The 12422-nt window shown below is 58.6% G+C and carries 5 protein-coding genes and 2 pseudogenes; 1 reads left to right on the top strand and 6 read right to left on the bottom strand.

The features are described from left to right. Positions 1–201: 201 nt before the first annotated feature. The 3 genes from GFM02_RS16620 to GFM02_RS16610 are packed head-to-tail and all read right to left on the bottom strand — an operon-like array spanning position 202 to position 5640. Positions 202–3459, bottom strand: a complete 3258-nt coding sequence (locus tag GFM02_RS16620) for an error-prone DNA polymerase (RefSeq protein WP_168322219.1) — start codon at positions 3457–3459, stop codon at positions 202–204. Continuing rightward, entirely contained in the window at positions 3456–4967 is a 1512-nt protein-coding gene (locus tag GFM02_RS16615) for a Y-family DNA polymerase (RefSeq protein WP_168322218.1), read from the bottom strand. Before GFM02_RS16615 ends, GFM02_RS16620 begins: the two co-directional genes overlap by 4 nt. Beyond that, complete coding sequence (locus GFM02_RS16610) at positions 4888–5640, bottom strand: ImuA family protein (protein WP_168322217.1); 753 nt, start codon at positions 5638–5640, stop codon at positions 4888–4890. The genes GFM02_RS16615 and GFM02_RS16610 overlap by 80 nt, the downstream gene beginning before the upstream one ends. A 279-nt stretch (positions 5641–5919) precedes the next feature. On the opposite strand from GFM02_RS16610, the pseudogene GFM02_RS35135 reads away from it, so the two are divergent. Next, positions 5920–6066 (top strand): annotated as a pseudogene (locus GFM02_RS35135) (non-homologous end-joining DNA ligase); the annotation flags it as partial. Between the two features lie 100 nt (positions 6067–6166). Here the strand turns inward: GFM02_RS35135 and GFM02_RS16600 are convergent. The 3 genes and pseudogenes from GFM02_RS16600 to GFM02_RS16590 form a co-directional block, all read right to left on the bottom strand. After that, positions 6167–6622 (bottom strand): hypothetical protein, encoded by a 456-nt coding sequence (locus GFM02_RS16600; RefSeq protein WP_168322129.1) that lies wholly within the window; start codon positions 6620–6622, stop codon positions 6167–6169. 92 nt (positions 6623–6714) lie between these two features. Then, the gene (locus GFM02_RS16595; protein WP_168322216.1) at positions 6715–10854 is read right to left on the bottom strand and encodes a hypothetical protein; all 4140 of its coding nucleotides are present in this window, start codon (positions 10852–10854) and stop codon (positions 6715–6717) included. A gap of 385 nt (positions 10855–11239) precedes the next feature. Then, positions 11240–12251 (bottom strand): annotated as a pseudogene (locus GFM02_RS16590) (IS30 family transposase). Positions 12252–12422 lie beyond the last annotated feature (171 nt).

Raw genomic sequence — 12422 nt, 5'->3', positions numbered from 1 at the left:
GGGAACTCGCTCAGCGTAATTCTCAAAGATGCCAGTCGCAACTCTCCATGCGTTGAAACGAGGTGGCGACATGCCGGCACGTTTGTCAATGCCTTCTCGGGAACGACGCTCGGCCGCCATGAGTTCGTCGTCTCCACTCACCACTCACCACTATGGGAAAGAGGTGCTGCTTTTTGCGCGTTCAGGCCAAAAACCAGACCGTCAGTGAAAATTCCTGCTCTTCACCTTCAACGTATCGATATGAAGATCAGGCACGAACAAGTCGCGCGCGGCGATAACCGGCTTCGGCTGATCCCGCGGATCGGGCCCTCCGCCTCTGTCGAATTCATCACCACGGCCGGCCGGAAGCTTGAACTCTCCATCACGATCGGCAAGGCCGGTCAGATCGCCTGACAGGTCGAACAGCTGCTGGGCGACAAGGTGGACCACCTCCCCTTCCCGCTGGATCCGGCCATTGATCGCCATCATCGAGGATCCGAGCACGACCCGCCGGCGTTTTTCGAACAGCGTTGGCCAGACAACGAGATTGGCCGGCCCGGTCTCGTCTTCGATGGTGATGAACATGACGCCCTTGGCCGATCCTGGCATTTGCCGCACCAGGACAAGGCCGGCGGTATAGATCCACCGCCCGTCCCTTGAATTCATCGCCTCCGCACATGTGATGATGTTGCGCGCCGATAGATCCTTGCGCAGGAAGGCGATTGGATGCTGCCGCAATGTCAGTCCGGTATGGCTGTAGTCCTCAATGACGTTATGCCCGGCCGTCATCTGTCGAAGTGCCACCTCCGGCTCCTGCTGCTCGGCAATTGCAGCCATCTCCCGTTCGGCTGCCGCCGCAAACAGCGGCAAGGGTTCATCGCGTAGCGCCTTGATCGCCCAGAGCGCGTCGCGGCGTTCAAGCTTCAGCGACGGCAGAAAGGCATCGGCCTTGGCAAGCTGGACGAGCGTCTCCGATGGCACGCCGGATCGACGCCACATATCGTCAACGGAGACAAAGGCAGTGTCCATGCGTGCCGCGACGATGCGCGCGGCGTCAGCGACCGCCAGTCCTTTCACCTGCCGGAAACCGAGCCGTACGGCATGGCGACCAGAATTGCCGATGCGCTCCAGCGTACAGTCCCATCGGGACCGATTGATGCAGACCGGCCGCACCTCGACGCCGTGGGCCCTTGCGTCGCCGACGATCTGTGCCGGCGCGTAAAAACCCATCGGCTGCGAATTGATCAGCGCCGCGCAGAAGGCTTCCGGATAATGACATTTGATATAGCTCGACGCATAGGCGATCAGCGCGAACGAAGCCGCATGGCTCTCCGGGAAACCATAGGAGCCAAAGCCTTCAAGTTGGGAGAAGGTCTTCTCGGCGAATTCCGGCGTGTAGCCGTTCCTCACCATCCCCGACACCAGCTTGTCCTTGAACCGCGAGACGCCGCCGGTGAACTTGAAAGTCGCCATCGACTTGCGCAGCTGGTCGGCCTCGCCGCCGGTAAAGCCGGCGCAGACCATCGCCACCCGCATCGCCGACTCTTGAAACAGCGGCACGCCGAGCGTCTTGCCGAGCACGGCTTCCAACTCGGGCGTCGGATAGTCGACGGCCTCCTTGCCTTCGCGCCGGCGCAGATAGGGATGGACCATGTCCCCCTGGATCGGGCCAGGCCGGACGATCGCCACCTGCACGACGAGATCATAAAATGTCCGAGGCTTGAGCCGCGGCAGCATCGCCATCTGCGCGCGGCTTTCGATCTGGAACGTGCCGAGCGTATCGGCCTTGCGGATCATCGCATAGGTCGCAGGATCCTCCTGCTCGATGTCAGACAGATCAAGATCCCGGTCCTTGTGCTCGCGGATCAGATCGAAGGCCTTGGCCATGCAGGTCAGCATTCCAAGAGCCAGGATGTCCACCTTCATGAACTTCAGGGCTTCGACGTCGTCCTTGTCCCATTCGATGATCTGACGGTCCTTCATCGTTGCCGGTTCGATCGGCACGAGATCGTCGAGCCGGTCATGGGTGAGGACGAATCCGCCGGGATGCTGCCCGAGATGCCGCGGCGCGCCCATCAATTGCTGCGCCAGTCTCAGGGTGAGGACCAGACGCCGGTCGTCGGGATTGAGATTGAGCTCGCGGACATTGCGATCGCAAACTTCCTCCGACCAGGACCACATGCCGGACGACAAGGCCTTGATCACGTCCTCCGGCAGGCCGAGCGCCTTGCCGACATCGCGGATCGCGCCGCGCGCCCGGTAGCGGGTCACGGTGGCGCAGAGCGCTGCCTTTTCCCGTGTATAGGTCTGATATATCCACTGGATCACTTCCTCGCGCCGCTCGTGCTCGAAATCGACGTCGATATCCGGCGGCTCGTCGCGCTCCTGGCTGACGAAGCGTTCGAACAGAAGGTCGTTTGTCGAGGGATCGATACTGGTAATGCCGAGAATGTAGCAGACGGCGCTGTTGGCGGCAGAACCCCTGCCTTGGCAAAGAATGCCTTCAGACCGCGCATAGCGAACGATCGAGAAGACGGTCAGAAAATAGGGCGCGTATTTCATGGTGCGGATGAGGTCGAGTTCGTGGCGCACCGTCTTCAGGACATCGGGCGGCAGACCTTCGGGATACCGATCGGGCACACATTGCCAGACATAATGCTCCAGCGAAGCCTGGGCATCCTTGCCCGGTACTATCGCCTCCTCCGGATATTGGTAGGTAAGTTCCTCGAGCGAGAAAGTGCACCGACGGACGATCTCCATGGTTCTTGCCAGGGCTTGCCGGTATCGCGGAAACAACCGCTGCATCTCTTCGGGCGGTTTGAGAAATCGATCCGCATGACGCTCCCTCTCGAAACCTACGTCATCGATCGTGGTTCTGGTGCGAATGCAGGTGACGATGTCCTGCAGCTGCCGGCGGCCTGGCTCATGGAAGAGGACGTCATTGGTGACGACTGTCCGCACCTTGAACCGCGCCGCAACATTGGAAATCTCATGCAGCCGCAGCTGGTCGTTCTGCCGGCGCCGCAGGCAAAGCGATACATAGGCCCGATCACCAAACAGCTCGGCCATCTTGCGCACCTGGATCGCGCAGACGTCATCCGGCAGATCAGGCACAAGAATGCCGATCATGCCATCGGCGTAGGCAATGACATCGTCCCAGTGCAGGATGCAGTTGTTCTTGCCGCCGCGCGACTTGCCGAGCGTGATGAGGCGGGTCAACTGTGAATAGGCAGCCCGGTCGGTGGGATAGACCAGCACCGACATGCCGTCTTGCAGATCGAGCCGGCAACCAACGACCAGGCGCAAACCGGTGGCGCGCGATGCTTCAAGCGCCCGGACAATCCCGGCAAGCGAATTGCGATCGACAACGCCGAGGGCTTCGATACCGAGAGCCTTGGCGGTCTCGAACAGTTCCTGCGCCGAGCTTGCACCGCGCAGGAAGGAAAAATGGGTCGTGACCTGCAGCTCGGCATAACTCATGCGAAGATCCCATGGCAGAACCAGCGGTGGCTTCCGGTTTCAGGATCGATGCCATCACCGGAGCGAAACACCCAAAGACGCTCGCCAGCCTCGTCTTCGATCACGAAATAATCCCGCACTGCCTCCATCTCGGCGTCGCGCCGCCACCACTCGCCAAAAATCCGCTCAGGCCCATCGGCCCGTTTGACCTTCCTCCGCTTGCCGCGCCAGGTGATCGAGACCGGCGGGCGGTCCGGCAGCAATGCAATGGCCTCGATCAACTCGGGATACGCCAGCAGCCGGACCGGCCGGCGCCAATGGCTGACCCAGGAGACCTCGACCGGATCGGCCGCGGCGCCGATCCGCTGGACGGAGCGCTCCGGCACGTCGGAGGCAACGGGTGCCACTCGATAAACACGCTGGCCACGATTGCCGTAAATATCGATCAGCGGCGTCACGTCGTTCACTTCCTCCTCGACCAGCGAGGAGGATTTCTGGCGCTCTTCCAGCGGCTCGACTATCACCGCAACCAGGTTGAGCTTCTCGATCCCGAAGCCGGGTTCGATCTTCTCCGTCCGGTCGCGAAACAGCTTCGTCAGCCACGCGACATCGCGCACCGGCTTCACCGTGCCGGCGCGGATTGCCTGCCGCGTGCCGTCGACCTTTTCGACGATCAGGTCGGCGCGCCGAACACCAAGGCCGCGCCTTTGCAGCTCCTCGATCAGTTGCACGACCAGCCGGCCGACATATTTGTCGATGGTCTCGGCAGCACCGATCGGCTCGGCGAAGGCGCGGCTGACCTCGATCAACTCGGCAGTGCGGATCGGATCGATCGGTTCGCAGATGCGGCCGAACATCTGGTCGAGCCGCTGGCCAATCTCCGGACCAAAACGGAGCGTCAGCGGTGCGCGCGGCGTGTTGGCCAATTCGCCGATTGTCTGGAAGCCAAGTGTGCGCAGATCGCTGACGGCTTTCCCCGGAAGGCGAAGCAACGATATCGGCAGCTTTTCGACGGCGTGGACGGTCTCACCTGAAGGCACGATGACCGTTTCGCGGCTGATGGCGCGGGCGCAGGCGTGTGCCGCACCCCAGGTATCGGCGATCGCAACACGGGGGGTGAGTTTTTTTGCCAGGAACTGATTGGCGATCTTCGTCACCATGGGAAGCTCGCCGCCCTGCAGGTGATCGGCACCCTCTGTGTCCATGACGATCCCATCGATCCCATCGACGGCGACGATCGGGGAGTAGAGCGTCAGTGCCCAAAGGGTAATGCGTTCGAGTGCTGCGGCATCCTTTGCAGGATCCGCCTCGATCAGCATCAGGCCGCGGAACAGCGCCTGTGCCTTGGCCGCCGGCATGCCGACATGCACGCCGGCTTTCCTGGCGGCCGCGTCGGCGGCCGACACCCAGCGTTTCGAGCCGCTCCTGGCGATCATGGCAATCGCCTGTTCAGGCGGAATGGAGGGATCGGCGCGACGAATGCGATCCGTCGGCAGATCCGGAAGATAGATCGAGACGACCCTTGTCATCGCACGCCCTCACGAGAAACTCAGCACATTCACCCGCTTTCACGCGCATCAATTCCAGCAACCATTGAGCCCTCCCCACACCCGGCACCGGCAATTCCTCCGACGGCATGACGCTCACCCGCCAACGGGTGGTCGACGCCGTCGGCTGCCCGAAATCATTGGCCTCCGTCTGCCGCCGCCAGCGTCGGACGGCAAGCGCCATCGTGCCCGTTCGCTCGGCCGCCAGCTGCAGCCGGCGCGAGCTGACCATCGGCAGGCGAACGAGTTCACCGACCACAGCGCCGAGCCCACCAAAGGAAAGCCCTTCCTCCATATTGGCGAGCACGTCTTCCTCCTTGTCGGATTCGACAAAGATCACCCGGTCGGGATGGAGACCGACCTGAGCGAGCGCCGGAAAAAACAGATCGGGACGCGTCAGGCACCAGACGATCGGACCTTTGGTGCGGGCTGCGATGCCCGCTGCACAGAGCGCCGCCGCCGCACCATCCACCGTGCCCGATCCGCCGCCGGCAAATTCGTGCAGGGCGCCATAGGCCAGGCCGCCTCCCGGCAGGACTGCATCGATCTCAGGCACGCCGAAGGAGAGACAGCCAGCCTTTTTGGCTGACACGCCTTCCAGCGAAGCGATGCGCTCGCGCAGATCGGAAATCACCCGTTCACGGGCAGCAGGCATCGTTCACGGCTCCCTTCAAGGTCGTGTTGGCGGCCGACATCATGTCAGACAAATGCGGATGTTCTCTTTCTGTTCCCGCCCAACAGAAGAGTCAAGCAACCGGAGGAATGGGAATATTATCCTGAACATTAGAAATCGCAGAATACCGAAGGGAATCAGGCCCATGGCGCAAACTGAATTTTTTCCGAGCGTTTGCGAGCGCTAATCCCTTTGTGTGAATTGCGGGGACAAGTCGGCATCGTCACAGTGTCTTTAATATTTCTCTGCTGAACTGTCGGCATGAAGAAGCCTCCGAGATCAAAACCCCTCCTTCGTGACACCGAGGCCTCGATCCGTTCCCGGCCGCGCGGCAAACGTAATCCAGCCCAACCACAGCTGCTGTTCGATCCCATGCCTGAGCGCGTCGAGCCTGCGCTGGCGGAACTCAATCATTGCTGCTCTTCTTCTCCAGACCATCGCCGGCAGGCGCGTCGTTCGCCAGCGCGACACGCTGACCGGTCCGCGTCAAACACCCAGGAGTTGAAATTCATTCCGGCTTGCCGATTGAGGCTCCAACCAGCGTGCCACCCTTTTCCAAGGTCTCGACCTGTTGCTCCACTTTTGCCAAACCCTTTTCCCATTTGGCCACATCGAGGCCCACGGCTTGACCAGCCAGTGTCCTAATCTTTTGGACTACCTCTACGCGAGGGCCGACCTCGTTAACGATGTTCATTAAATCGTCAACCATGGCTGGATTGCTTTTCAACTTCTCAGACAATATATCTTCCAACACCCCGCCATAGCGATTGGGGTTTGTCTCGAAATTGCGCAAAGCCGAGCTCGCCTCGTTGTCGCCATTTAACCACGTACGCAGTTGGTCGAGAAGGTTACCGGCGCCTTTTGCCATTGCCTCACCGAGTGTTTCGGCGGCTTTCGTTGCACCCGCAGCAACATAAGGCGCGAGGATTGTAATCGTACTGGCCACCAATGCTTCGATCACCATGGTCATACCCTCCATCTCTAATTATAACTTCTCCCGCTAGCCTACCAGTTTCCAAGACTTACCTAAAGATGTTCCTCACAACTGCTCGAAATCTACAATGACAGCAAGGAGCTTAGCCTTTCCATCGTTGCTTCAGCGCTGGATCTGATTGATGGGTCAGCTGCTATCGCCGCTCGAGTAATCGCGGCGACACAGCCAATAAAGGTCATACGGGGCACCGTCGAAATGGCGGTCAACAAGAGACTGGCGACCTGTTGCCTAATTGCTTCATCAGCGCTCTCGGCACTGATAAGAAGTGCGTTGAAAGCATCCTCCTGTTGACTTGCGCTTTTCAGCGAGGCGGCGGCCTCCGCAAGATGCGACCATACCTTTAACTGAATATCACCGACGAGAGACGCCTCAATTATTACATTGCACAGGTCGCGTGACCCCTCAATGCTTTCGGCCGCCGTCTCCAGGGCGGCTATCGGGTCGACGCGGGCAGCGCCTTTCAATAGCACACTGCGACAATCGTGCGCTTGGATTCCTGACGAAAAACGCTCAAGCCCGGACCGCCAGTCCCTGGGGTTCCAATGCCGAGCGCAGAGCAGCCTGTAACTTTCAGCTGCGTAAAAATCTGGTGCGACCACATCGACTATTGCCAATGCCTTATTCGGGTCAGTCGTCATCAAGTTGATCAAAGCATGTTGGGCCGCCCAGCGACTGGCAAATGCACCACGATCACCCGTCCCGATTTCCTTAAGCACGGCAACAGGGTCCTGCTGCGCCTGCACGGCCCAACGGACGGCGCTGTGCATTTCCGTATCAATTACACCTAGGTCGCTTAAAAGTTTGGGTAGAAGCTGCTTCGGCAGTTCCAAGGCGAATGCCAGCATAAGCGTCCATAAATTCAATCCCGCCGGCTTCACCTGTCGCAACCTGGCCGAAACGTAAAGGAGCACGTCGAAGTCGGCGTCGATATCGAGATATTGACGCAAAACTTGTGCGGCAATGGGTCGAAGTTCCGGCAGGGAAATGGCACTACTCGGCAAGGCGACAATGAGCGCAAAGTCTGGATCGTGCGGTATCAGCAGATGTGCGATTTTCTTGCGCAGATCGGAGGGCCATATGCTTTCGCCATAAGCGCGCGCACCCGACGCGTCGGGGAGGCTATCCACTATCGCGGCCGCTTCTCGCAAAGGCGCAATCTGATCAGGTTCTTCGCAGGCGCGGAGGATCAGGTTACGCGCCTTAACGAGAGCGCGCTTCTCGATGCTAACTGCCGTTTCGTCAAAGCGCGACACAACTGATCTGATTTCAATGACTGCGTCTTGGAAATGTGCGCCATCGGGATATTTGCTCAGCCTTCTTGTAAGCTTCTCGAACCCGCCTCGGCCTTGCAAACGCATTTCTTTCGCTATAATCCCACAGAGAATTGCTCGCGTCGCAAAATACCGCAGAGCAACGGAATCGACCAGTTGCAGAGCATCCTCCGGATCCCGCGACGCAATCACTCCGGTCGCCGCTACCAGGGATTTGTGACTGCTGAGCTCGGGAAAACTACCCTGTTTCAAGGCTTTGATAAAAGCTGTCGTTGACGTCTCCGAAAGTCCAGTGGCGATGCCGGCCGCCACGTCCGACACTTCGCCGTCCCAGCTGTCATTGACCAAATCGGCCATGCGACCTAGCAGGGATGGATCGAGCAGCGCGATGAAGCGACCTATATCAGTCGCTATCTGATATTTGAATTCCGGCCGTTCAGGATCCGCTTCCAGACCTTCAATTAAAGCGAATGCGAAATCGTGAGCAAAACCTTGCGATCTCAATTCCTGTGACAGCACGTTGAGATCGACACGAGCGAGCGCTGGACAAAGTCGCCGTAACTCAAGGTCGTTCTCGAACCCTGGAGGGTCTCTTCCTATCTGCGGCTTCGTGTTCCGGGTCAGGGCATTGACGAGTTCCGTTCCTCCTTGAGCTCCGACATAAATTATCGCCAATGTTCGCCGGAGATGCTCCCAGGCCCAAAAGTCGAGCCGTTTAAATGATGCTTCGCCAAGTTCAGCCGACACGCGAGCGAACGCGGCGGCTAGCGGTATGTCGTCAGGTTGGGGCCAATGATTTCCCAGCAGTTGCTCAGCCCTCTTCCATCCGGAAGGGCCATTGCCCGGGTTGGCCTCGACATTGGCAGAAAGCACGCGTGCGATAATGTTGTCTTGCTGGATAATAAGACGCTCGCCACCAATATCTTCAGTAAAAGAGGCAATTGTGCCCGTGATCTGCAATGCGCGCTCAAGGTCGTGGGTAGCGCAACCCTCTGCCACGGCTGCAAGGTGCTCTCTGCTGTCACCGGCTTGTATGAGCGCTCGATCGACGCCGGTCGGAAGTTCGGCAATGGCGCGGCAACAATTGACTGACAGGATTGGCTGATCACGACCATGATGTTGCAGGCGCTCAAGGAGTTCGACCGCGCGAGCAGCGTCGTGCGGCGCAAGAAATTCAACCAACGACAGCAGGACGTCATTGCGAATATCTGCCTCAAGCGTCTCGCCAAATGAAATCGCCTCGGCGACCTCTCCCAGTTCCGCAAGTTGAACTGCGAAATCTCGAAAGTAAGCAAGCCGTTCATATTTCTCGCGAGAGTCACCAACATTCTCCCGCTTGGCCAAGCTAATCGCTTCTTGGACACGCCCGGAGGCAGCGGTGATAATTGCGCTTGATGGGTCGGCGCGCGACGCGGCCCGATCCTGCAAAAACGCTTTCAGCAGGCCGAAGTAATACAGGCGCGCAACGTCTCGACACTCCCCTGCGATCGCTATGCATATGGCCAGATCGTCAACGACGAGGTTGCTCAGGTTGTCCTGGTCGAATCGGGCAGCAAAAAAGTCTGGGCAGAGCACTTCTTCCATTAGGGCGGTCGTTTGCTCCATCTCCGCCGCCGCTATGTGGAACAGGACGTTCTTCAGAATGTAGGGATCAGCTTTGGCCCACGATGGTACTTTACCAACCGGTGTAGGCGTCCAGCGGACGAAGCGCTGGTGTTGCTCTGCCGGAGGTCTCCAGAACTCTTCGGCCTGATCTGGGTCAAGCAGAAATTCCGCAAAAGTCTGATGAAATATCGACCAGGATTTAGGATTGCCGACTGAGCGAAGATAGTGCCCGCACCGCATCAGGATGTCTCGCACCTCGCTTTCGTTGAGCCCACACGCGGCGGCAAGCTGTGCCTCTGTCAGGGGCGCGCGCGCTACAGAAAGAACCCCCAGAACTCGCCCGCCAAACGCGCCCCATCTGGCCCGGATATCACCCGGCAATCGGCTTAGGAAATGCAGATAGTAGTCGGCCAGTTTCGATGGCAATTCTTTGATCGCAGTGTGTGTTACTTCGCCTTTCAACTCGGCCAACATGTCGACGGCGCACCTGGCAACGAGAAAATTGCCGTCGGCTCGGAGCGCCACAAGGTCAACGAATTGCTCCTGCTTTAACCCGTCACTCAAACGTTCAAGCACACGGTTTTTGACCGCCTGTTCACGCACGAAGGTCTTTAGCGCGTCATGATCGGATGCCGCCAAGATATTTTGACAAACCGCTCCCAGCATTTCGAGCTCCCGCTCGAGATGTCGGTCCGGCCTTGACGTTATTACGAAGCGCAACCGGCGGGGCAAATCGCCCATACTTAAAATCAGATCTCTGAGGGTGGCACCGGTGATATCACCATCGGCCTCATCCAGTGCATCGATTACAATGATCCATAACGGACCATCCCCGTTCAGCGCATCACGTAGAGGAGCCAGAAGGGACGGTTCGATCAGATCGCGCGCACTTGAACCTGCTATGATCAGCTGCTCGATATAGACACCGATAGCGGTGCCCTCATGCATATTGTGAATAATCTGATGGGCCTCAAAGTGGGCACCGTTTCTAACTGACGTGTGTCGAAGAAGCGCTTGCGCAAAGGCGGGTTCCCTTCGTGCGATCTGTTCAGCAACGCTCCTGAGAAAAGTCAGGCCGCCAAGTGAGGAGGCATCTGTCCTACGGCAAAAATGCCAAGCAACAATGCGGCCGAGCAGTTGGCCGCCAAAAGATACCTGGCCGCTGCTTGATAGCATTTCGGCCCAACTCGTCTTGCCCGTCCCTGGCGATCCGACGAGGTGGAAGTAACGCAATTCGTCACCCCGCATCAGGAAGTCGCGGACTGCACCATCGACCGACTGACGAGGGACAAGAGTATCTGACAGATCGGTGAAATTGCTTTTCATTTACCGAGCCAAGATCTCCATCAATCTAGAGTATAGCGCCTTTCTCGACACAATCAAACAAGCTGGCAGGCAAGTTTGCGTCTGCTTGTCGCCCCACATCTGCTCCGCACTGCTGCTCGAATACAGACTTCAGCGACATGTTTTACCCGCATTAGCCTGTACACTTGGCGTGGCTTGCATTGTCCATCTCTCTCGACGGCGTGACGCTATACTAGCAGGCTTGGTTGTCTTAGATGCAAGTGCAATTTATACTCATTGCAAGGGTTATTTCAAACATATTCGTCTCGCGCCACTGGAGCAAAAAGTAACACATTGCTCGTGAAGAGATCCGAGCCTCAGACCCAGGTGAGTTCATGCTGAACCGCGACCTGCGGGCTTTGAGAGGCTAACCGGTACGCCTGATTTGCGCGAGGAGTTTCTGGCGGAAGACTTCTGCCGGCGTTTTGTAGCCGAGGCATTTGCGTGGCGTTGCGTTCAGGCGGTTGCAGATCTCGGTGAGATCGCGGTCGCTGAGAGACAGTGGATCGACCTCTCTCGAAAGCCATTTCCTGGCCCGTCTATTGGTGTTCTCGACAGTGCCCTTCTGCCACGGGGATTGCGGATCGCAAAACCATGTCTGCGCTCCGATGCTGGCCTGCAGGTAAGGCCAGTCAGTGAACTCCGTGCCACGATCGAAGGTGATCGAGCGACGGGCGAGGTGGGGCAGGGATTGTAGCACCTGGATCAGGCCGTCCATCACCGGCCTCGATTGCCGGTCATTGTTGCGCAGCAAATCGGCAAATCGGCTGACCCGTTCGACCAGCGACGTCACGTTGGCCTTTCCGAACTTCTTGCGAAACTGGATGAGATCGCATTCCCAATGCCCGAACTGTTTTCGCTCGGCGACGGCGTCTGGCCGGTAGAGAATGTTGACATCCGGGGTGAACCGCTTGCCATGGCGGCGTCTGGCGTGCCGCGGCCGGCGTCTGGCACGATGCTCCGGCAGGTGTCGCCACAGTTTTGATGGCGTGACCGTCCGAGGAATAGGCGAACTTATAGATCGTCTCATGGCTGACGGAGATCGGATGGCGCTCAAGCTGCAATCGGCCGGCGATCTGTTGCGGCGACCAGCCATGCATGATGCGCTCGATCACCGATTGGCGGAGCTGCGCGAACCGGGCAAGTTTGCGCAGCTTGGCACGCCGTTCTCGCGCCATGTCATTGGCCATCACGCAGTAGTAACCGTTGAGGTCCGGCATCTCACGATCCTCGAACGTATTGCGGCGCAGCTCACGGAAAATGGTTGAGCGATGTCGGTGCAGCTTCTCGGCGATCACATCAACGCTGACCCCAGCCGTGCGCCAGCGGGCAATCTTGCGGCATTCATCGATATCGATCTGGGAGTAGGTGCGCTTCATGTCTCGTTCCTTGCAAGGATAAACCGTTGTTATCTATTGCAAGTCGCACTTCATCCTTGAACCCACCCCATGATGTCATTGGTGCGGCGTAACGCCAATTTATGGAACTACGTTGCCGATGTACTTTCGGCGGCGGCCCCAGTCGTCAAACCGGCAGAACGCACCGCGAAA

Origin of the sequence: Rhizobium leguminosarum bv. viciae (assembly GCF_012276115.1) — a bacterium.
Classification (GTDB): domain Bacteria; phylum Pseudomonadota; class Alphaproteobacteria; order Rhizobiales; family Rhizobiaceae; genus Rhizobium; species Rhizobium leguminosarum_T.
Note: the sequence above shows the minus strand (reverse complement) of the source record. Positions and strands in the feature narration are given on the sequence as shown.